At 74.3% G+C, this 21,233-nt stretch carries 19 protein-coding genes; 16 read left to right on the top strand and 3 right to left on the bottom strand.

All coding sequences use genetic code 11. The features are described from left to right. Nucleotide 1: 1 nt before the first annotated feature. The 5 genes from OG994_RS09660 (at nucleotide 2) to OG994_RS09640 (ending at nucleotide 6,204) form a co-directional block, all read left to right on the top strand. Nucleotides 2-988, top strand: a complete 987-nt coding sequence (locus OG994_RS09660) for a sugar phosphate isomerase/epimerase family protein (protein ID WP_120329225.1) — start codon at nucleotides 2-4, stop codon at nucleotides 986-988. Nucleotides 989-991: 3 nt separating this feature from the next. Further along, on the top strand, nucleotides 992-1,978 hold the full coding sequence (locus OG994_RS09655; protein ID WP_120329224.1) for a 1-phosphofructokinase family hexose kinase: 987 nt from the start codon (nucleotides 992-994) through the stop codon (nucleotides 1,976-1,978). Beyond that, nucleotides 1,975-3,303 carry an FGGY-family carbohydrate kinase gene (locus OG994_RS09650; RefSeq protein WP_328852896.1) on the top strand — a complete coding sequence of 443 codons (1,329 nt, stop codon included), beginning with the start codon at nucleotides 1,975-1,977 and terminating at the stop codon, nucleotides 3,301-3,303. The genes OG994_RS09655 and OG994_RS09650 overlap by 4 nt, the downstream gene beginning before the upstream one ends. 7 nt (nucleotides 3,304-3,310) lie before the next feature. Next, nucleotides 3,311-3,940: a bifunctional 4-hydroxy-2-oxoglutarate aldolase/2-dehydro-3-deoxy-phosphogluconate aldolase gene (gene eda, locus OG994_RS09645; protein WP_120329222.1), complete on the top strand. Its 630-nt coding sequence runs from the start codon at nucleotides 3,311-3,313 to the stop codon at nucleotides 3,938-3,940. A 233-nt stretch (nucleotides 3,941-4,173) separates the two neighbouring features. Continuing rightward, entirely contained in the window at nucleotides 4,174-6,204 is a 2,031-nt protein-coding gene (locus OG994_RS09640; protein WP_328852895.1) for a ligand-binding sensor domain-containing protein, read from the top strand. A 99-nt stretch (nucleotides 6,205-6,303) separates the two neighbouring features. Here the strand turns inward: OG994_RS09640 and OG994_RS09635 are convergent, their stop codons facing one another. Continuing rightward, complete coding sequence (locus OG994_RS09635) at nucleotides 6,304-7,614, bottom strand: Gfo/Idh/MocA family protein (RefSeq protein ID WP_328852894.1); 1,311 nt, start codon at nucleotides 7,612-7,614, stop codon at nucleotides 6,304-6,306. Between the two features lie 149 nt (nucleotides 7,615-7,763). Between OG994_RS09635 and OG994_RS09630 the strand changes: the two genes are divergently transcribed. From OG994_RS09630 to OG994_RS09600, 7 genes are all read left to right on the top strand, one after another. Beyond that, nucleotides 7,764-9,005, top strand: a complete 1,242-nt coding sequence (locus OG994_RS09630) for an ABC transporter substrate-binding protein (RefSeq protein ID WP_120329219.1) — start codon at nucleotides 7,764-7,766, stop codon at nucleotides 9,003-9,005. A 62-nt stretch (nucleotides 9,006-9,067) separates the two neighbouring features. Continuing rightward, nucleotides 9,068-9,997 carry a carbohydrate ABC transporter permease gene (locus tag OG994_RS09625; protein WP_120329218.1) on the top strand — a complete coding sequence of 310 codons (930 nt, stop codon included), beginning with the start codon at nucleotides 9,068-9,070 and terminating at the stop codon, nucleotides 9,995-9,997. Further along, entirely contained in the window at nucleotides 9,994-10,887 is an 894-nt protein-coding gene (locus OG994_RS09620) for a carbohydrate ABC transporter permease (RefSeq protein WP_328852893.1), read from the top strand. The genes OG994_RS09625 and OG994_RS09620 overlap by 4 nt, the downstream gene beginning before the upstream one ends. Next, nucleotides 10,884-11,888 carry a hydroxyacid dehydrogenase gene (locus OG994_RS09615; RefSeq protein WP_328852892.1) on the top strand — a complete coding sequence of 335 codons (1,005 nt, stop codon included), beginning with the start codon at nucleotides 10,884-10,886 and terminating at the stop codon, nucleotides 11,886-11,888. Before OG994_RS09620 ends, OG994_RS09615 begins: the two co-directional genes overlap by 4 nt. 45 nt (nucleotides 11,889-11,933) lie before the next feature. Then, nucleotides 11,934-12,815, top strand: a complete 882-nt coding sequence (locus tag OG994_RS09610) for a Gfo/Idh/MocA family protein (protein ID WP_328852891.1) — start codon at nucleotides 11,934-11,936, stop codon at nucleotides 12,813-12,815. A 227-nt stretch (nucleotides 12,816-13,042) separates the two neighbouring features. Then, nucleotides 13,043-14,059, top strand: coding sequence for an NAD-dependent epimerase/dehydratase family protein (locus OG994_RS09605; protein ID WP_328852890.1), 1,017 nt, complete (start codon nucleotides 13,043-13,045; stop codon nucleotides 14,057-14,059). Nucleotides 14,060-14,067: 8 nt separating this feature from the next. Next, a complete protein-coding gene (locus OG994_RS09600) occupies nucleotides 14,068-15,123 on the top strand; it encodes a dihydrodipicolinate synthase family protein (RefSeq protein ID WP_204985197.1) in 1,056 nt (351 codons plus the stop codon). 63 nt (nucleotides 15,124-15,186) lie between these two features. Here the strand turns inward: OG994_RS09600 and OG994_RS09595 are convergent, their stop codons facing one another. Continuing rightward, nucleotides 15,187-16,407, bottom strand: a complete 1,221-nt coding sequence (locus OG994_RS09595) for a hypothetical protein (protein ID WP_328852889.1) — start codon at nucleotides 16,405-16,407, stop codon at nucleotides 15,187-15,189. Nucleotides 16,408-16,488: 81 nt separating this feature from the next. On the opposite strand from OG994_RS09595, the gene OG994_RS09590 reads away from it, so the two are divergent. Genes OG994_RS09590 through OG994_RS09575 form a run of 4 tightly spaced genes read left to right on the top strand, consistent with a single transcriptional unit; the run spans nucleotide 16,489 to nucleotide 20,019 of the window. Continuing rightward, entirely contained in the window at nucleotides 16,489-17,661 is a 1,173-nt protein-coding gene (locus OG994_RS09590) for a DegT/DnrJ/EryC1/StrS family aminotransferase (protein WP_328852888.1), read from the top strand. Beyond that, nucleotides 17,658-18,554: a dihydrodipicolinate synthase family protein gene (locus OG994_RS09585; RefSeq protein ID WP_328852887.1), complete on the top strand. Its 897-nt coding sequence runs from the start codon at nucleotides 17,658-17,660 to the stop codon at nucleotides 18,552-18,554. Before OG994_RS09590 ends, OG994_RS09585 begins: the two co-directional genes overlap by 4 nt. Continuing rightward, complete coding sequence (locus OG994_RS09580; RefSeq protein ID WP_328852886.1) at nucleotides 18,551-19,291, top strand: amidohydrolase family protein; 741 nt, start codon at nucleotides 18,551-18,553, stop codon at nucleotides 19,289-19,291. Before OG994_RS09585 ends, OG994_RS09580 begins: the two co-directional genes overlap by 4 nt. Further along, nucleotides 19,288-20,019: an amidohydrolase family protein gene (locus OG994_RS09575; RefSeq protein WP_328852885.1), complete on the top strand. Its 732-nt coding sequence runs from the start codon at nucleotides 19,288-19,290 to the stop codon at nucleotides 20,017-20,019. Before OG994_RS09580 ends, OG994_RS09575 begins: the two co-directional genes overlap by 4 nt. A 2-nt stretch (nucleotides 20,020-20,021) precedes the next feature. Here OG994_RS09575 and OG994_RS09570 read toward each other — a convergent pair whose 3' ends face one another. Beyond that, nucleotides 20,022-21,173, bottom strand: coding sequence for a citrate synthase (locus OG994_RS09570; RefSeq protein WP_328852884.1), 1,152 nt, complete (start codon nucleotides 21,171-21,173; stop codon nucleotides 20,022-20,024). Between the last annotated feature and the right edge of the window lie 60 nt (nucleotides 21,174-21,233).

Below are 21,233 nucleotides of genomic sequence, written 5' to 3'. Positions count from 1 at the left end.
GATGAAACCACAACCCTTCCGCCGCCACGACCAGCGTGTCGTCCGGGCCTTCCTGGAGGCCCGACGCCAGCACACGGCGGACGAACCGCGTCTCAAGCTCGGCTGGAGCAACTGGGGGTTCGGCACCGAGGACCTCGCCGCCTCCGCGGCCCGGTTGCAGCGCTACGGCGTGCGGTACATCGAGCTGCACGGCAACCTCTACTCGCCGGACCTGGGCTACCGTCCGGAGGAGACCCTCGCGGTGCTCGGCGACCACGGCATCACGGTCTCCGGGGTCTGCGGCATGGTGACGCCGGAGCAGGAGTTCGCCCACAACCTGCCGCACGTGCGTGCCCGCGCCATCGAGTACTTCCGCCGCCAGGCGGAGTTCACCCGGGCCGTCGGCGGCTCCTACCTGCTGTTCGGCGCCGCCTCGGTGGGCCGCCCCGGGCTGCTGGACTCCTACGAGATGCAGCGGTCGGCGCAGACCATGCGGCTGGTCGCCGACGACTTCGCCGCGGCCGGCATCCGCGGCGCCGTCGAGCCGATCCGGCCCGAGGAGACGAGCATCGTCCACACGTTCGCGCAGGCGCTGGAGCTGATCGACCTGGTCGACCACCCGGCGATCGCCCACGTCAACGGCGACCTCTACCACATGCTCAGCGGCGAGCTGCACATCGGCGCGACGATCCTCGACCACGGCCACCGGATGATCAACCTGCATCTGGCGGACACGAACCGCCGCGCCCTCGGGCACGGCCTGCTCGACCTGGACATCGTCATCATGGCCCTGTACGCCGTCGGCTACCAGCGCGGGGACAACTACTGCTCCGCCGAGCCGCTCGGCGCCGGCGGCAACCCCTACGCCGCCATGAACCTGCCGCCGGACAGCGAGCGGCTCGACGAACTGGTCCGGGTCACGGCGCAGACCTTCCGGGAGCGCGAGGAGGAGGTGCTCGGCGCGAGCGACGACGAGCTCCGCGCGCTCTACCAGATCGACGCCGAGTAGGTCATGTCGACGACGTACACGCTGCACGTGGTCTGCCCGAACCCCGCGCTGGACCGGCTCCAGGTGGTCGAGACCTTCCGCCCGTTCGAGGTCAACCGGGTCACCACCGTGCGCAGTCTCGCCGGCGGCAAGGGCATGATCGTCTGCCGCGGGGCGCGGCGTCTCGGCGCCACCGTCACCGCGCACGGCTACGTCGGCGGCTCCACCGGGCAGGTCATCCGTCGCGGCTGCGACGAGCTGGGCGTACGCGACCGGCACATCGAGGTCGCGGGCGAGACCCGGGTGACGCCCGTCGTGATCGAGGAGAGCACGGGGCGCTCGACCGTGCTCAACGAGCGCGGGCCCACGGTCACGGCCGGCGAGCAGGAGCGGCTGCTCGCCGGCCTGGCCGAGGACGTACGCCCCGGCGACGTGGTGGTGACCACCGGCAGCCTCCCGCCCGGCTCGGCCCCCGACCTGCACGCGCGGATCGCCCGCCTGGCGCTGGCGCGGGGCGCCACGGCTCTCGTCGACGCCCAGGGCGACCCGCTCGCCCGGGTCATCGCCGACGTGCGCGCGGAACCGCCGGCGGGCCGGCTCGTCATCAAGCCGAACGTCCACGAGCTGGCCGGGGTCCTGGGCCGATCCCTGCCGGACGGGTCCGCCGCGGCCGACGCCGCCGCCGACCTGCACGCCGGGACGGGCGCCACGATCGTCGTCACGCTGGGCGCCGACGGCGCCCTGTGGGTCGACGGCGACGGCGAGCTCAGGGTGGACACGCCGGCCGTCGACACGGTCAACGCCACCGGGTCGGGCGACTCCTTCCTGGCCGGCCTGGCGGTCGCCCTCGGCCGCTCCGAGAGTCCCGCCTCGGCGCTCACCCTGGCCTCGGCCATGGGCGCGGCCAACGCCGCGTCGCTCGCGCCGGACGTGGACCCGGACCTGGTGGCGCGGCTCCGTTCGCGGGTGACCGTCACCCGCGGCGACGCGGGGGTGGTGGTCGCGCGGTGAGCCAGCAGTTCATCGGCGTCGACATCGGCACGACGCGCACCAAGGTCGGCTGCTACGACACGGCGGCCGGGCGCCTCGTGGCGCTGCACACGGCTCCCACCGTCGTGGCCGACGACCCGTGGGGTGGACGCCGCGACGCCGCGCTGCTCACGTCCTCCGTCGACGACCTGCTCGCCCGGCTGCTCGCCGACCCGGCGGTGCGGGTCGGCGACGTGGCGGGCGTCTGCGTCGGCTCGGTGGGCGAGGAGGTCGTCCTGTTCGACCGCGACGGGACGGTCACCGCGCCGGTGCTCGCCTGGTACGCCGGGCACGGCCGGGTGGCGAAGGCGGAGCGGACGCGCGCCGACGGGCCGTGGTCGGACCTGGACGACACCTTCTCGGTGTTCAAGCTGCTGTGGCTCGCGCACCACCTGCCCGAGGCGGTGGCGGCGGCGCGCACCTTCACGTCGCTCGCCGACCACGTGGCGCGGCACCTGCTCGCCGATCCCTCCGCGCCGGTGTTCCTCAACCGCTCCCACGCGTCGCGTACCGGCCTGTTCGACGTGCGCGCGGGGCGCCTCCGGCCGGACGTGCTGCCGGATCTCGGGCTCGGCACGCTCGCGCTGCCGGAACTGGTGGACAGCGCCACCCCGGTGGGCCGGGCCTCCGGGGCCGGCGTCCTTCCCCGCGGGGTTCCCGTCGTCGCCGGGGGCCACGACCACATGTGCGGCGCCTTCGGCGCCGGGGTGCGGGGCGCCGGTGACGTGTACGTCTCGGCCGGCACGTCGGAGGCGCAGCTCCTGCTCGTGACGGAGCTGCCGGACACCGTCGATCCCGGCGTCGACATCGGCGTGTTCGTGGCGGGCGGGCTGCGCTACCTGCACCGGGCCACCCCGTCCGGCCGGTACTACCAGGCCTGGCACCGGCTGCTGTACGCCGGGGTCGACGACGGGGTGATGTGGGACGAGATCGGCCGCGTCGTGGACGACGTGGAGCCCGCGCTGATCGACGCCGACCGGCGGACCGCGCGGCTCGCCGCCCTGCCGATGGACCTCACCCGCGGCCACGCCATGGCCAGCCTCCTGAAGGGCCTCGCCGTTGAGGCCGAATCCGTCACCAGCCGGCTGGGGCGCCTCGGCGGCACCGACGTCGCCGACGTGACCATCGCCGGCGTGGCCGCCGGGTGGGACGTGTGGCGGCGGCTCCGGCAGCAGGCGACGCGCCGCCGGCTACGGTTCGTGGTCGAGCCCGAGGCGACCGTCCTCGGGGTCGCCGTCCTCGCGCAGCTCGGCGCGACCGGTCGGGCCGACCTGCCGGCCCGTCTGACCACCGTGGACATCGACTAGGAGCAGCATGAACGTCCCCGAGGTGCTGGGTCAGCACCGCCTCGTCCCCGTCATCGTCCTCGACGACGCCGCCCACGCCGAGCCGCTCGCCGGCGCACTGGCCGCCGGCGGCCTGCCCATCGCCGAGGTCACCCTGCGCACCCCCGCGGCCGTCGACGCGATCGCCCGGATGGCCGCACACGGCGGTGTGCTCGTCGGCGCCGGCACGGTCACCACCGTGGCGCAGGTCGACGCCGCGGTGCGGGCCGGCGCGAGGTTCGTCGTGTCGCCCGGATTCAGCGAGCCGGTCGTGCGGCGCTGCCAGGAGCACGGCGTCTTCGCGCTGCCCGGCGCCACGACGGCGACCGAGGTCATGGCCGCGCTGGCCGCCGACGTCACGGTGCTGAAGTTCTTCCCCGCCGGCACGTCGGGCGGCGCCGCGGCGGTGGCCGCGCTGTCCGCGCCCTTCGGCCAGGTGTCGTTCGTGCCGACCGGCGGCATCGACGCCGCCTCGGCGGGCGACTACCTCGCGGTGCCGTCGGTCCTCGCCGTGGGTGGGAGCTGGATGGTGCCCCGGAAGCTGGTGGCGGCCGGGGACTTCGCGCGCGTGACCGAGCTGGTCGCCGAGAGCGTCGCGGCCGTCGCGCGTCCCGCCTGATCGCCGCGCCGGGCGGGCCGGCACCCTCCACGCGCCGCCTCCGGTCGATCCGGAGGCGGCGCGTTGACGCGTCGATACCGGCGACCTACAGTCATTACGGGCTGGACCGATACTGGCCCCGAAGGCTCACCGAGAGCTGCCGGCGGACACGGACCCCGCGCGCTCCGGCAAGCCGGTTCGAAGGTCGGCCGCCGGTTCACCGGTGGTCGCTCCGACCACGGAAGCGGGCGCTCATGACCAACCGCCGTACGTTGCTCCGCTCCGCCGTCGCCCTCGCCGCGGCGCCGGCGATCCCGCTCGCCCGGCCGGCCGCCGCCGCGGAACCCGCCGATCCCGGCGTGACCGTGGACCCCTTCGGCGTCCCGCTGCGCGACGTGCTGCTGATCGGCGGCACCGTCGCACCGGGGCCCGACGGGACGCCGGTGCTCTGGTCCGCGGTCTCCGGCGAACCGGCGCGGCTCGCCGCGATCGACCCGGCGACCGGCCGCACCGTCTCCGACCAACCCCTCACCGGGGCGCCCGGCTCGTACGCGGTCGCCGCAGCCCCCGACGGCACCGTCTACGTCGGCGCGTACACCACCGGCGACCTGTACCGGCGCCGGCCGGGGCCGGACAGCCCCGTGGAGAACCTCGGCCGCCCCCTGCCGTCGGAGACGTACATCTGGCGGATCGCCGTCGACGACGCCGGTGTCGTGTACGGCGGCACCTTCCCCGGCGGGCGGGTCTTCGCCTACGACCCGGCCACCGGGACCACCCGTGACTACGGGCAGGTGCTCCCCGGCGTGCAGTACGTCCGCAGCCTCGCGGTCACCGCCGACACGATCTACGCCGGCACCCAGCCGGACGCCCACCTGTTCGCGATCGACAAGGTCACCGGGGAGCGGCGGGAACTGCCGCTGCCCGAGGGGCTGGGCGACGGTGCCGGCCGGACGGTGTACGACCTGAACGTCCACGACGGCCGCGTGTACGCCCGGTACGGCTCGGCCACCACCGGGCGGCTGGGCGTGTACGACATCGCCGGCCGGCGGTGGACCGACCTGATCGACGACGTCGCCGGCCTCGACGTCTCCGCGCCCGGCCCCGGCGGCCTGGTCTACCTCACCCGCGCCGGCCGGCTCACCGGCTACCATCCGGGCCGGCGCACGTTCACCGACACGCCACTGGTCTTCCCCGGGCGGGTGGTCAACAACCGGGGCATCGGCTGGGTCACCCTCGCCGACCGGGGCTGGCCCGGTCGCACCCTCGTCGGGCTGCTCTGGCGGGGTGACCTGTTCCGCTGGAACCCGGTGACGGGACGGGGCGACGTCCTGCCGACGGACGTGCCCGGCGAGCCCATCCCGATCGCGTCGCTGCACGTCGGCGCGTCCGGCGCGGTGTGGGTGGGCGGCTACCTCAACGGCGGCCTCGCCCGGGTCGACGCGGACACGGGCCAGTCGACCTTCCAGCGCTTCGCCCAGGTGGAGGGCATCCTGGAGACCGGCGGCCAGGTCTGGCTCGGCGCGTACCCCGACTCGCGGCTCTACCGGTACGACCCGGCGAAGCCGTGGAGCAGCCCGGAGTACTCCCCGGGCGTGCCGGGCAGCGTGGACAACCCGCTGAAGCTCGTCGACCTCAAGGCCGCCGACCAGGTGCGCGCCCGCGCGCTGACCGACGCCGGGGACATGGTGGCCTACGGCACCATGCCCAACACCACCCTCGGCGGTGCCCTCGTCGTGGTGGACAAGGTTACGGGCGCGTCCCGTGTGCACCGGCCCGTGGTGACCGACCAGTCGATCGTGAGCCTGACCCATCTCAACGGGCTGATCGTGGGCGGCACCTCCGTCGCCGGCGGCTACAGCGTCCCGCCGCCCACCCAGTCCGAGGCGCGGATCTTCGGCTGGGACGTGGCGAGCGACGGCAAGGTGTTCGAGTTCGTGCCGGTGCCGGGCGCGACGGCCGTGCCGGCCCTGGCGGCCGACCGGATTGGTCTGCTGTGGGGGCTGGCCGGGGGACAGCTCTTCGCCGTCGATCTCGCGGCCCGGGCCGTCGTGCGGCGCGTGCAGCTCGCCCCCGGAGTCGCCGACAGCCGCGGCCGGCTCGGCTACGACGCCCCGCGCCACCTGCTGTACGCGCTGGTCGGCGGCCACCTGCTGGTGCGGGTGGACCCGGACACCGGCGCCTCGCGGATCCTGCTGGACCAGCCGGCGGAGTTCCTCGCCGTGCACCCGGACGGCCGGCTCTTCGTCGGCGCGGAGGAGCACCTCCTGCGGGTCACCGTGCGCTGATCCGCGCGGCCGCGACGGGCCGGTGACTCCGAGGGGGAGTCACCGGCCCGCCGCGCCGACCCGGTGGCCCGAGCTGGTGCCCGGGGTGAGGTGCGCCGCTCAGCCCACGGGTCGGGCCGACCGGTCGGGCTGGGCCGGGGGCCGCGGGTCGGCGGCCGGGGCGGCGAGCGGGACCGGCACGCCGCCCGCCAGGCGGCTGCGCTCGGCCGCGAACGCCATGCGGTGGCTGTCCAGGGACTCCCACGGTCCCGAGCGCACCACCGACCGGTCCCCGGTCGCCACCGCCTCGACGAACGCGGCCATCAGCCGCATGTCGCCGCCGCCGTGGCCGGAGCCGGCGTCCGCGCCGCCGCCGCGGGTGTCGGTGGTGACGGTGGCGCCGGTGACGAAGTCGGTCACGCTGACCTGCTCGCCGTCGCCCTCCAGGTAGCCGTGGGTGCCCATGATCCGGGTCCGCCGGTGGCCGCCGGGCGTGAACGCGCTCATGGTGAGCGTGGCCGTCGCCCCGCCCGCGAAGGAGACGGTGACGCTCTGGTGGTCGGCGACGTCGTTGCCGCCGCCGAACACGCACCGGCCGTACGGGCCGTCGCGCAGCGCCGTGGTCACGCCGGACGGGGTCAGGTCGCGGGTCACCACGGACAGCGGCCACTCGTGCCGACCGGGGTCGGCCAGGCAGTCGTGGTAGAAGCGGACGGCCGAGTACGGGCAGCGCGACTCGACCGGGCAGTCGAGGCAGCGCTCGGCCGCGCCCGCGGGCCGGTTGCCGGGGTGGAAGTGGTGCAGACCGCCGACGCTGCTGACGCGTACGGGGGTGTCGTCCACGATGTAGCGCAGCCAGTCGAGGTCGTGGCAGCACTTGGCGAGCAGGCTGCTGGACGACGTGTCGGCGCGGCGCCAGTTGCCGCGTACGTAGGAGTGGGCGAAGTGCCACCAGCCGACGGGTTCGAGGTGTTCCACGCCGACGATCCGTCCGAGCGCGCCCGCCCGGACCTGCCGCCGCACCTCGTCGGTGTAGCGGGTGTACCGCAGGACGTGGCACACGGCGAGCAGGACCCCGGTGCGCTCCGCCGCCTCGGCGACGGCCACGCACTCGGCCTCGGTCGGGGCGATGGGCTTCTCGAGCAGCACGTGGTAGCCCAGCTCGGCGAACCGGGCCGCCGGCTCGGCGTGCTCGCGGTCGGGCGTGGCGAGCACGACCGCGTCGGCGAGCCGGGGGAGGGCGGCCAGCGCCCGCCACGAGTCGAGGCGTCCCTCCGGCGGCACGCCGTGCGCGTCGGCGAGCGCGTCACGCTGGGTGGCGCGGGGGTCGGCGACCGCCACGACGCGGGCCCGGTCCGGGGACCGGAGGGCGTAGCCGGCGTACGTGCTGCCGCGGTTGCCGGCGCCGACGACGGCGAGGGAGACGACCATCGGGTTCCTTCGCTATTACGGGACTGGATCGATCTGGCCAGGTCTCGGTACGAACAGTAACGATGCGACCTCGATACTCTTCGGCTCTAGTATCGGCCCGGACCGTAAGTTAATGTACTGCCCACCTGACTCCCCCGGAAGGATGCGAGATGCGTGTTCGCAAGAGCCTGTCGGCCGTCGCGGTGGCGCTCGTCGCCGCGCTCGCGGCCACGGGCTGTGGCGGTTCGGACTCCGGTGGTTCCGGCAAGACCACCGTGACGATGTGGACATACCCGGTGATCGTCGACGAGGCGCAGCACCGCGCCTACTGGGACGAGACCGTCAAGGCGTTCCAGGCCGCGAACCCCGACATCACCGTGAAGGTCGAGATCTTCCCCTGGGCCAACCGCGACCAGGCCTTGGCCACCGCGATCGCCGGCAACAAGGGGCCGGACGTCGTGTACCTGATCCCCGACCAGCTGCCCAAGTACGCCCGCAACATCGAGCCGGTCGACAAGTACCTCGACGACGCGTCCAAGAGCGACTACCACGAGAACGTGATGCAGTCGGTGACCATCGACGGCAAGATGATGGGCGCCCCGATCCTCACCAGCGCCGCCACGCCGATCTGCAACAAGAAGGTCTTCGCCGACGTCGGCGAGACGACCTACCCGACCAGCTGGAACGATCTGCTCACCCTCGCGCCGAAGTTCAAGGCCAAGGGCTACGACGTCACGGCGTACGCCGGCGACTCGAAGCAGACCCTGAACCAGACCTTCTACCCGCTGCTGTGGCAGGCCGGCGGCGACGTGTTCGCCGCCGACGGCAAGTCGGTCGTCTTCAACAGCGAGGCCGGCCGCAAGGCGCTGAACTTCGTCAAGCAGCTCGTCGACGGCGGCTACGTCGACAAGGGCCTCATCACCAACGTCCCGTCCATCGAGCAGACCCGCGTCGGCCAGGGCAAGGTCGGCTGCGTCTGGTACGTGCCGGTGGCGGAGGTGGAGAAGCTGTGGGGCAAGGAGAACATCCAGGCCGTCCCGCACTTCACCGAGACGAAGCAGATCGGCTACGGCACGGTCGGCTCGCTGGCGATGCTGAAGGGCTCCAAGGAGAAGGAGGCGGCCGGCAAGTGGATCGCCTTCGCCACCAACGCCGAGAACACCAAGAAGTACGACCTCGCCTCGAACTTCTTCTCGCCGCGGAAGTCCACCGGTGCGCTGTGGACCGATGACCCGGTCCTGAGCGTCCAGGAGAAGCAGGTGTCCGCCAGCACCGTCGGCCCGCTGCACGAGAAGGCCCGGGACGTGCAGGGCGTCCTCTTCCCCGAGATCCAGGCCGCGCTGCTCGGCAAGAAGTCGGTGGAGCAGGCGCTCGACGACGCGGCGAAGGCCGCCGACCCGCTGCTCGGCTGATCCTGACGCGGCTCGCGGTGGGCGTAGCGTGCCCACCGCGAGCCGTCGAGAAAGGTTGTCAGATGGTTGCACTACCGGAGAGCCGGGTCCGCGGCTCACGGCCGGCACGCGGCCCGGTCCGGCGGCCCCGCCGCCCGTCCGCCCGCGAGGCCGGCACCGCCCTGCTGTTCGTCCTGCCGTTCCTGCTGCTCTTCGCCCTGTTCCGGTTCGGGCCGGCGATCGCCGGGGTGTTCCTCGGCTTCACCGACTACACCATCGGCGGCGACACCAGCTGGACGGGCCTGGAGAACTTCCGCAGGCTCGTCGACGACCCGACCTTCTGGACGGCGCTGCGCGTGACGGTGGTCTTCACCGCGCTGTCCGTACCGCTGTCGATGCTGGCCTCCCTCGGCATGGCGCTGCTGACCCGCCGTGCCTTCCGCGGCGCGAAGCTCTTCCGGTCCATCTTCTTCCTGCCCGTGGTGACCAGCCTCGTCCTCGCCGGGGTGGTCTTCACCTGGGTCTTCGCCGACGGCGGCCCGTGGTCCCGGGCGATGGGCGCGCTCGGCCTGCCGGCGGGCAACTGGCTCGCCGACAGCGCGCTGGTGGTGCCGGCCCTGGTCCTCGTGTCGGTCTGGTCCCGGTTCGGCTACGGCATGCTCATCCTGCTCGCCCGGATGCAGGACATCCCCGCGGAGCTCGAGGAGGCCGCCCTCACCGACGGCGCCTCGGCCTGGCAGCGCTTCCGGTACGTGACGCTGCCGCAGCTGCGGCCCGCCCTGTTCTTCGTGGCGATCATCGAGACCACCGTGTCGTTCCAGGTCTTCGACATGATCTACGTGATGACCGGGGGCGGTCCGGTCCGGTCCAGCTACAGCCTCGTGTACCTGCTCTACGACCAGGGCTTCAAGTACTTCGACCTGGGCTACGCGAGCGCCGTCGGAGTGGCCCTGTTCGTGATGACGATCGTCGTGGCGCTGATCCAGCGGCTGACCCTCGGGAGGGACAAATGACGGACACCATCACGCCCCCCGCCACCGCCGCGACCGCGCCGCCCGCCCGCAGCCGGCGTCCCTACCGGGTCGGCCGGGGTGGGCGGGGCTGGCTGGTCGGCCGCGGCGCGCTGCTGCTGATCGGCGCGGCCGTCACGCTCTTCCCCTTCTACGCGATGGTCGTGCTGTCGTTCAAGCCGACCGGACCGGTGACGTTCCCGGACAGCCTGCTGCCCTGGCCGTTCTCCACCGAGGCGTACGACCAGGTGATCGGCGCCAAGAGCATGCTGCGGTGGATGTGGAACACGCTCGTCTACGCCGTGGTGTCGGTGGTCGGGGTGCTGCTGTTCGCCTCCATGGCCGGCTACGCCTTCGCCAAGAAGCGGTTCCCCGGCAAGGAGACCATGTTCTGGTCGTTCCTGGCCATGCTGATGGTGCCGTACCACGTGACGATGATCCCGACGTTCATCATCATCTCGGAGCTGAACGGCGTCGACACGTACTGGGGCATGATCGTGCCGACCCTGGCCAACGCCCAGGCGGTGTTCCTGATGCGGCAGTTCATCGCCTCGCTGCCGGACTCGCTGTTCGAGGCCGCCCGCCTCGACGGCTGCTCGGAGTGGCGGGTGTACGTCTCGATCGTCCTGCCGCTGATCAAGCCCATCCTGGCGACGCTCGGCGTCTTCGTCTTCCTCTGGCACTGGAACGACTTCCTCTGGCCGCTCATCGTCGGCCAGAGCATCGACATGCGGACGCTCACCACCGGCATCGCCTCGCTCCAGCAGGAGAACGTGCCGCTCAACATGCTCCTCGCCGGATCGGTGGTCGCGTTCGTGCCGATCTTCATGGCCTACCTGATCGGGCAGCGCTACTTCCAGGAGGGCGTCTCCACCACGGGGATCAAGGGGTGACGGTCATCGCCGTGGCGGCGCCGCCGGAGGTCCGTGACCTGTTCTTCGACGCCGACACGTGGGCGGCGCTGCGCCGGCTGGGCGACGTGCGGCTGCCGCCCCCGGAGGCGGACGTCGGCGACGAGGCGACCCTCGCCGCCCTGCTCGCCGGCGCCGACGTGGTCGTCACCGGCTGGGGGTGCGCGCCGCTGTCGGCCGCCGTGCTGGCCGCCGCGCCCGGACTGCGGCTGCTCGCCCACACCGGAGCGAGCGTCAAACCGTTCGTGACGCCCGAGAGCTTCGCCCGCGGGGTGCGGGTCACGCAGGCGGGGGAGGCGATGGCGTACGCGGTGGGGGAGCAGGCGCTCGCGCTGACCCTCGCCCTGCTGCACCGGGTGCACCGCTTCGATCACGCCCTGCGGAGCGGCGTCGACTGGCCCACCGCGAAGGCGGCCCCGCCACGGCGGGAGCTGCGCGGGGCGACGGTCGGGGTGGTCGGCGCGTCCCGCACCGGCCGGGCCTACCTCGGCCTCGTACGCGCGCTCGGGGCGCGGGTGCTGGTCGCCGACCCGTACCTGTCGGATGCGGAGGCGGCGACGCTCGGGGCCGAACGGGTCGCGCTCGACGACCTGCTGCGCCGCAGCCAGGTCGTGTCGCTGCACGCGCCCGTCCTGCCCGAGACGGTCGGGATGATCGGGGCCCGGGAACTGGCCCTGCTGCCCGACGGCGCCCTGCTCGTCAACACCGCCCGGGCCGCGCTCGTGGAGGAGGCCGCCCTGCTGGCCGCTTTGCGCGCCGGCCGCATCGACGCGGCCCTCGACGTCTTCGACGCCGAACCGCTGCCAGCGGACCATCCGCTGCGCCGCCTGCCGAACGTGCTGCTGACCCCCCATGAGGCGGCGGGCACGGTCGAGTCGCGCCGCCGCGCCGGCGCCATCGTCGTCACCGAGATCCACCGGTTCCTGCGCGGTCGGCCCCTCGCGCACGAGGTGCGGCCCGAACAGCTCGACCGGACCGGCTGACCTGCGGTGGCGTCGCCCGAGTGCGGATGAGTAGCCTCAGCGCTCATGCGCATCGCTCTGGCCGGACTCGCCACCAGTCACCCGTACACGGACGCCCGTGCCCTGCGCGACCACGCGGAGCTGGTCGTGTGGGAGCCCGATCCGCAGCGGCTGGCGCGGTTCCGCGGCGAGCAGCCGGACGCGGTGGTGGCGCCGGACCTGTCCGCGCTGCTGGCGACCGATCCCGACGGCGTGGTCCTGACCGTGCCGATCCCGGACGTGCCCGAGGCGCTGGCCCGGGTGCTGGAGCGCGGGCTGCCGTGCTTCGTCAACAAGCCGGCCGCGGCGACGCTCGACCAGCTCGACCGGCTGGAGCGCGTGGTGGCGCGGGCCCCCGAGCTGGTGCTCACCTCGTCGGTCCTGCGCTTCGCGCCGGCCTTCGTGGGGTGGGACGTGCGGCCCGAGGAGGTGCTGTCGGTACGCGCCACGGTGCGCCACGACGTGGGCCTCTGGGCGACCGGCTACAACCCGTGGCAGGACGACCCGGCCGTCGGCGGCGGGACCCTGGTCATGATGGGCCTGCACGGGATGGAGCTGCTCGTGGCGCTCCTCGGGCCGGCCGTCTCGCTGGTGGGGGCGACCTCCACGGTGCGCCGGCACCGCGGGCTGCGCTCGGAGGACACCGGACTGCTCGCGGTGCGGTGGGACGACGGGGTGCCCGGCGTGGTCGAGGTGCTCGGGGTCAGCCAGGACGAGGCGTACGAGGTGACCGTCCACACGGTCAGCGGTGAGCGCCGCGTGGTGCTGCGCGGCGGGGCCGACGAGCTGGGCTACCGCGCCACCATCGACGCGTTCGTGAGCATGGTCCGCGGAGCGCCGAGCCCCGTGCCGTGGGCGCAGACCCGTGCCGTGCTCGGCGTCCTCGCCGCCGCGCGCGCCGCGGCCTGACACCCGTCCCCGCCGCGACGTCGGCCGCTGCCCGGCCGAGCGTCATCTCCACTGCCTGGCCGGCGTCCTCGCCGCTGTCCGGCCGGCGTCCTCGCCGCTGCCCGGCCGGCGTCCTCGCGTGGCCTCGTCCCGCAGCGGCCCTGACCGGATCGGCGTGCCCCACGCCTTGACGCCCCTCTGGCCGGAAGTTACGGTCATGACCGTTACTTCGGAAGGGGTGTGGTGGCATGCGTACCGTGGCGGAACTGGAGGAGCGGCTCTCCCGGCCGCGGGACGTCCTCGTGGACGACCTGCGCAAGCTCGACGGGGACATCCTGGTCCTGGGCGCGGGCGGCAAGCTGGGGCCGAGCCTCGTCCGGCTGGCCCTGCGCGGCGTCGCGGCGGCGGGCACCGGGGCGCGCGTCGTCGCGGTGTCCCGCTTCTCCGAGCCGGGGCTGGCCGACAGCCTGCGCGAGGAGGGCGCCGAGATCGTCGAGGCGGACGTCGCGGACGACGCCGCGTTGCAGGCGCTGCCGGACGCGGCGAACGTCGTCTTCCTGGTCGGGGCCAAGTTCGGCACCTCCGGCCGGGAGCACGCCACCTGGGCCACCAACACGTACCTGCCGGGGCGGGTCGCGCAGCGCTTCGCCGGCTCCCGCCTGGTGGCCCTCAGCACCGGCAACGTGTACCCGCTCGTGCCGGTGACCTCCGGCGGCTGCGTCGAGCAGACCCCGGTGGACCCCGTCGGCGAGTACGCCATGTCCTGCCTGGGCCGCGAACGCATCCTCACCCACTTCGCGCTGCGCGACGGCACCCCGCTGGCCCTCATCCGGCTCAACTACGCGGTCGAGATGCGCTACGGCGTGCTCGTCGACATCGCCCGGGCCGTGCACGCCGGCGAGGCCGTGGACCTCGGCATGGGCCACGCCAACGTCGTCTGGCAGGGCTACGCCAACGAGGTCGTCCTGCGCGCCCTGCACCACACGGCGACCCCGCCGTTCGTCCTGAACCTGACCGGACCGGAGCTGATCTCCGTCCGCCAGGTGGCCACCGCGGTCGCCGCCCGGCTCGGCCGAGAGCCGGTGTTCACCGGCACCGAGGCGCCGACCGCCCTGCTGTCCAACGCCCAGCTCTGCCACCGCCTCTTCGGCTACCCCGACCTCTCGGTCGCCGAGCTGATCGAGCTGACGGCGGACTGGGTGGCCGGCGGCGGGCCCCTGCTCGACAAGCCGACCGGATTCCAGCGCCGCGACGGGAAGTTCTAGGAGACACCGTGTTGACCGCATCGAGCACGCGACAGGCCGCGGCCCTGGCCCGGTTCCGGCAGGGGTGCGTCATCCCCGCCCACCCGCTCGCGCTGACCCCCGACCGGCGCCTCGACGAGCGCCGGCAACGGGCACTGACCCGCTACTACCTCGCCTCGGGCGCGGGCGGCATCGCCGTCGGCGTGCACACGACCCAGTTCGCCATCCACGACCCCGCCGTGGGGCTGCTCGCCCCGGTGCTGGAACTCGCCGCCGAGACCGCCGCGGGCTCCGACGCCGTCCTGGTCGCCGGCGCGTGCGGGGACACCGCCCAGGCCGTCGCCGAGGCCGAACTCGCCGCCTCGCTCGGCTACCACATGGTGCTGCTCTCGCCGTACGCCGGCCTGGACGAGGACGGCCTCGTGGAGCGGGCCCGGGCGGTCGGGGAGGTGCTGCCGGTCATCGGCTTCTACCTCCAGCCGGCCGTGGGCGGACGGGAGCTGTCCCGTGGCTTCTGGGCCCGGCTGGCCGCGCTGGAGTCGGTGGTCGGCATCAAGGTGGCCCCGTTCGACCGCTACCGCACCCTCGACGTGCTGCACGGCGTCTGCGCCGCGGGCCGCAACGGGGACCTCGCCCTCTACACCGGCAACGACGACCACATCCTCGCCGACCTCGTGGCCCCGCACCGGGTCATCGTGGACGGCCGGGCCGTCGAGGTCGAGTTCGTCGGCGGGCTGCTCGGCCAGTGGGCCGTCTGGGCCGGCACCGCCGTGACCCTGCTCGACGAGGCCCGACGGGCCCGCGACGGCGACGACGCCGCGCTGCGCCGGCTGCTCACGCTCGACGGTCACCTGACCGACGCCAACGCCGCGATCTTCGACGCCGCCAACGGCTACCACGGCTGCATCCCCGGCATCCACGAGGTGCTGCGCCGGCAGGGCCTGCTGGCCGGCCGGTGGTGCCTCGACCCGGCCGAGGACCTGTCGCCGGGGCAGATGGCCGAGCTGGACCGGGTGCACCGCGCCTACCCGCACCTGCGCGACGACGACTTCGTGGCCGCGCACCTCGACGAGTGGCTGGCGTGAGACAGGCCCTTCCGGCGTGACATCGGCCGGTCCGCGCCCCCAGCGGGCGCGGGCCGGCCGGCGTCAGAGGGTCAGGCGGTAGAGGGTGAGCGGGCGACCGCTGCTGCCGGAGGCCAGGTTCCCGGTGCGCTCGGCCAGCCCGGCCAGTTCGAGACGGTGCAGCATGCGCCGCGCCGTACGCTGCTGCACCCGCAGCTGGTCGGCGACCTCGCGGCTGGTCAGCGGCTCGTTGCCGAGCGCGGTGCGGACCTCCCGCAGCCGCAGCAGCGTGGGCACCGACAGGCCGACCCTCTGGGCGATGACGGCGAGGTTCGCCTCCGCGGGCCGCGGCGGCGGCGTGGTCGACTCGAGCACGATGTCGGTCTCGCCGCGCAGCGAGAGCACGGCCGTCGTGGGGCCGACCCGGCGGGCCCGGCTCAGCGCGCGGCGGGCCAGGTTCTCCGCCTCCGCGGCGCTGCGGCCCAGCCCGAAGCCGATCTGCACCGTCTCGTGGCGGTCGGCGAGGCGGCGGAGCATCGGCAGCGCCGTGAACCCGCCGGTGGCGTCGTGCAGCGGCCCGCGGGTGGTGACGATCAGGTACGTGTCGGAGGCGAACCGCGCGAGCGTGCCGCCGAGCCCGGCGACCTCCTTGAGCAGCCCGTCGTCGCCGTCGGACAGGGTCGCCAGCCCGAGCGCGATCTGGGCGTCCTCCTGCGCCTGGCTCCCGACGTGCAGCAGGAGCTGACGCAGCGCGGTGCGCACCGAGTGGTTCGACGGCGCGAGGCGGAACGCCGGCATCTCGCGGCGCAGCACCTCGTACACCGAGCTGATGCAGCTCACGGCGACGTCCGCGCCGGCCTTGCGCTGCCGGCGGTGGAAGGCGACCACCTCGTCGGAGCTCAGGCCGCTGCGGTAGGGCAGCGTCCGCACCCGGTCCACCGGCAGCCCCGCCTCGCCGAACGTGGCGGCGACGTCGACGCCGGTCACCGTGTCGATGGACATGCGGGTGACGTCCCGGCCGTCGCGCAGCAGCCGCACGGCGGCCTGGAGCAGGGTGGCGCCGGTGTAGTCCACGAACACGGCGGGCCGGTGCAGGACGTTCGCCTCCCGCGCGAGGGTGTACGGCACCACGCCGGTGAAGAGCCACGCCTCCACCTGGCCCCCGTGCGCCTCGACGATCGCCGGAGCCTGCGACTCGTGGTCGTAGTGCAGCCGCCGCGCGGCGACGCCGGGCTGCTCCTCGCAGGTGGCAGCCACGTCGTCGACCAGGTCGTGCGGACCGACGACCCCGATCTCGATGGTCACCGCTGCCTCCTGTGGGGGTTGCGTTGCTCGCAGGACAAGATTACGGTCAGGCCCGGTATTGCAGAAGCCCTGGGAGGATACGTGTCGTTCCCCAGCATGGCCGACGCCAGCGGCCGGACGATCGGCGCGGAGGAGCTGGACGCCGTCAGCCGGGTGCTCCGGTCCGGCATGCTGAGCTCGGTCTGGGGCACCGAGGTCCGGGCCCTGGAGCGGGAGATGGCCGAGCTCCACGGAGTGTCGCACGCCGTGGCGGCGAGTTCCGGAACCGCGGCCCTGCACCTGGCTGTCGCGGCCGTCGCGCCCGACCCCGGCGACGAGATCATCACCTCTCCGATCAGTGACTTCGGCACGGTCGCGCCCATTCTCGCGCAGAACGCCGTGCCCGTGTTCGCCGACGTCGATCCGTACACCGGCAACCTGGATCCGGCGGCGGTGGCCGCGGCCATCGGCCCGCGCACCCGCGCGATCCTCGCCGTGCACCTGTTCGGCGCCGCCGCCGACCTGCGCGCCGTCGCCGACGAGGCGGGCGTGCCGCTGATCGAGGACTGCGCCCAGGCGTGGCTCACCCGCTACCCGGACGGCCGGCTCGCCGGCACGGCGGGCGCGGTCGGCTGCTTCAGCCTCCAGCAGTGGAAGCACATCACCTGCGGTGACGGCGGCCTGTGCCTCACCGACGACCCCGTGCTGGCCCGGCGGATGCGGCTGTTCGCCGACAAGGGCTGGCCCCGCGACGAGGCCCGCCGGCACGTCGGCCTCGGCCTCAACTACCGGATGACCGAACTCGCCGGCGCCGTCGCCCGCGCCCAGCTGGCGAAGCTCCCCGGGGTGCTGGCCGACCGGCGGCGCACCGCCCGGCGGCTGGTCACCGCGCTGTCCGGCCTGCCCGGCGTGCGCCTGCCCGCCGACGTGGACGCCCACGCCTGGTGGCTGTTCCCGATCGTGCTCGACCCGCCGCTGACCAACCAGGAGGTCGCGGGGAAGCTGGCCGCCGCCGGCATCCCCGCCCGGGCCGGCTACCTCGAGCAGCCGCTGCACTGCGCCCCGGCGCTGACCGAGGCGCCGGTCTACGGCACCTCCCGCTTCCCGCTCACCGTGCCGCCGGCCGACCGGCTGCCGGCCTACGGGCCCGGCGCGTTCCCCGTGGCCGAGCGCCTGATCAGCGAGACCCTCCTGGTGATCGACTGGAACGAGCGCTACACCGACGCGCACGTCGACGAGATCGCCCGCGCCGTGCGGGCCGCGGTGGCCCCGTGATCGCCCCGGCCGCCGCCGCCCTGCGCGACCGGCTGCGCTGGCGGCTCGTCGCGGCCACGGCCACCCCCGTGGACGCCCGGCGGGCGGTCGACGCGGGCGTGCTCGACCGGTACCTGCGCGGACTCGTCGCCGACGGCGCCGACGCCCTCGCCGTCTGCGCGCACACCGGCCGCGGCCCGTACCTCGACGCGGAGACCCGGGACCTCGTCGTCCGGCTCGCCGTGGGGACCGGCGTGCCGGTGATCGTCGGCGTGGGCGGCCGGCCGGGGGAGCGCACCGACGAGGTCGCCGCGCAGGCCGTCCGGGCGGCCGACCTCGGCGCGGCCGGTGTGCTGGTCTTCCCCGTCGAGGGCGACGCCGTCGGCCACCACGACGCCGTCTGGCGCGCCGCTGGGCTGCCGATGCTCGCGTTCGACCTCTACGTGCGGCCGTACGCCGAGCCGGCGCTCGCGGAGCTGCTCGCCCATCCCGGGGTGGCCGGGGTCAAGGTGGCCCGGCTCGACGACGCCATCGCCTGCCAGGCCGCGCTCGCCGCGGCGCACCGCGCCGGCCGGCTGGCCGTGACCGGTGAGGACCGCATGTTCGGGCCGTCGCTGATGTGGGGGGCCGAGGCCGCCCTGGTCGGCCTGGCCGCCGCCGCGGTGCCGGTCACCGCCCGGGTGCTGCGGGCCTACGCCGACAAGCGGTACGACGAGTTCGTCGCCGCCTCGGCCGACCTCGACCGGCTCGCCGAGGTCACGTTCACCGCACCGATGGAGGGGTACGTGCAACGCATGCTCTGGATCGCCGCCGCCGAGGGGCGTGTCCCGGCCACCCACGCGGGCGACCCGTACGGCCCGGCGCTGCCTGACGGCGACCGGGAGCGGGTGCTCACGGTGGCGGGGCGGCGGTGAGCCGGAACCCGTTCGTGGCGGCCGACCTGCCGCCGGTCACCCTCGACGTCGACGTGCTCGTGGGCCGGTACGCCGACCGGCCGGGCCCCACCGGCGAGCCCGCCACGGTCACCGCCCTCCTCGCCGCCAACGGCATCGCCCGGGCCGCCGTGGCCAGCCTGCGGGCGGCGCTGTTCGACGTGCGCAGCGGCAACGACGAGGTGGCCGCCCTGGCCGGGCCCACCGTGCTGCCGGTCGGGACGCTCGACCTGCGCGACCCGCTGGGCGCCGAGCGGGAGGTCGTCCGTCTCGCCGGGCAGGGCGTGCGGGCCGTGCGGCTGTTCCCCGACGAGCAGCACGTCGAGCCGGACTTCCCGTCCGTGCGGCACGTGGCCCGCCGGGCCGCCGAGGCCGGCCTGGTCATTCTGGCCGGCGGGGACGTCCGCCGGTACTGGCGGCCGCTGCGCGGCGCCACTGTCGTCTTCCTCGACACGCACTTCTACCACCTGGGCGACTTCGTGGTGGCCGCCCGCGACGAGCCGGGATTCCACACCTCCACCCGGTTGCTCAACTCGCCCGACGCGCTGGAGACCATCGCGGAACACGTCGGCGTCGAGCGCCTCCTGTACGGCTCGCGTACGCCCTTCTACGAGGCCGTGGTCCCGCGGTTGCGGCTGGCCCGCAGCGCGCTCGGGCCGGACGCCGTGGCCGCCGTGGCGGGCGGGAACGCCCGCCGGATCCTGGGGTTGACCGAATGATCATCGACGTGCACGCCCACTGGGGTCCGTGGTTCTTCAGCATGGAGGTCGGCGCCGTCGCCACGAACCTCGCCGTGATGGACCGCTACGGCATCGACCTCGCGGTCGTCTCGGCCACCGAGGCGGTGATCTACGACCCGACCACCGGCAACCGCGCGATGGCGCGGGTGCTGGAGACCACCGACCGCCTGCTCGGCTACCTCACGATCAACCCGCGCCGGCTCGACGACGCCGAACGGGACCTGCGCGAGCTGCTCCCCACCGGCCGGTTCGTCGGAGTGAAGATCCACACCGACTACACCGGCTCGCCACCGTCCACCCCGCAGACCCGGGCGGCGCTGGAACTGGCCGCCGCGCACGACCTGCCGGCCCTCGTGCACACCTGGGACAGGTCGCCCCTGGACCTGGCGGCGGCCGTCGCGGACATCCCGGGGCTGCGCGCCATCGCCGGCCACATGGGAGCCAACGGGTGGCGGCACGCCGTCGAGGCGGCCAACTCGGTGGACCGGCTCTGGCTCGAACCCTGCTTCTCCCACACCGAGGCGGGCCGGTTCGCGGCCGTCGCGGCGGCCGTGGACCCCCACCGGCTGCTCTTCGGCACCGACGCGACGCTCATCGACCCGGCCGCCGCGTACGGGGCGGTGCTCGCCGCCGACCTCGAACCGGAACTGGCCGAACGGGTCGCCTGGCGCAACGCCGCCGACCTGTTCCGGCTCGAGAGGGCCTGAGGTCAGGCGGCGGGGTCGTCCGGCGGCAGCGGCTGCGGCGCGGGCGGACCGACGTACCGGGAGTCCGGCCGGATGATCTTCGAGTCCTCGGCCTGCTCCAGCACGTTCGCGCACCAGCCGATGACGCGGCTCGTGGCGAAGGTCGGCGTGAACATCTCCCGGGGCAGCCCGCACAGGTGCATGACGACGCCCGCGTAGTACTCCACGTTGGTGTGCAGCTCCCGGCCTGGCTTCAGCTCCGTGAGCAGCGACAGGACCCGCTCCTCGACGGCCACGGCGAAGTCCACGAGGTCGCCGCCGAGGGATCGGGCGATGCCCTTGAGCATGCGCGACCGCGGGTCCTCGGTGCGGTAGACGGGGTGCCCGAAGCCCATGATCCGCTCGCCGTCGAGGATGCGCGTCCGCAACCACGCGTCGGCCCGGTCGACGGAGCCGATGGCGTCGAGGGTGTCGAGGGCGCGGCTCGGGGCCCCGCCGTGCAGCGGACCCGACAGCGCGCCGAGGGCGCCGCCCACGCAGGCGTAGATGTCCGCCCCGGTGGAGGCGATGACGCGGGCCGTGAAGGTCGAGGCGTTGAAGCCGTGGTCGACGGTCGCGATGAGGTAGCGCTCGATCGCCCGGGCGTGCGGCTCCGACGGCACCTCGCCCGTGACCATGTACAGGTAGTTCGCCGCGTGCGACAGGTCGTCGCGCGGCGCGATCGGCTCCCGGCCGGTGCGCAGGCGGTACAGGGCGGCGAGGAGGGTGGGCGTGAGCGCGCACAGCGCCATCGCCTGCGCCCGCCGCTGCGCCGGCGGGGTGTCGTAGAGCGGTCCGGCGCCGGCGGCGAGGCCGGCCACGGCCAGCGCGGCGCGCAGCCCGCCCATCGGGTCCGCGGACGCCGACGCCGCGGCGATGCCGGGCAGCGCGGCGGCGACGGCCGGCGGGATGTGCCGCAGCGGCGCGATCTCCTCGTGCAGGGCCTTGGGCTCGGCGGGCAGGGCGCCGTCGATGAGCAGCGCCCACACGTCCTCGAGGGTGCGGTGCTCGGCCAGGTCGATGGCCGAGTACTGCCGGTAGTGGTAGAAGCCCTCCTGGCCGCGGACGTGGCCGATGGCGGTGTCGGTCACGACGACGCCGGCGAGGCCGCGGGGAACGGTGATGGTGTCAGCCATGCCGGCAGCGTCACGCCCCGGCACGGACCCGGTCAACGTTGATCCAGTCAACATGAGAGC

The organism is Micromonospora globbae (assembly GCF_036184225.1).
GTDB lineage: Bacteria > Actinomycetota > Actinomycetes > Mycobacteriales > Micromonosporaceae > Micromonospora > Micromonospora globbae.
This window is presented reverse-complemented; position numbering and strand designations above follow the sequence as displayed.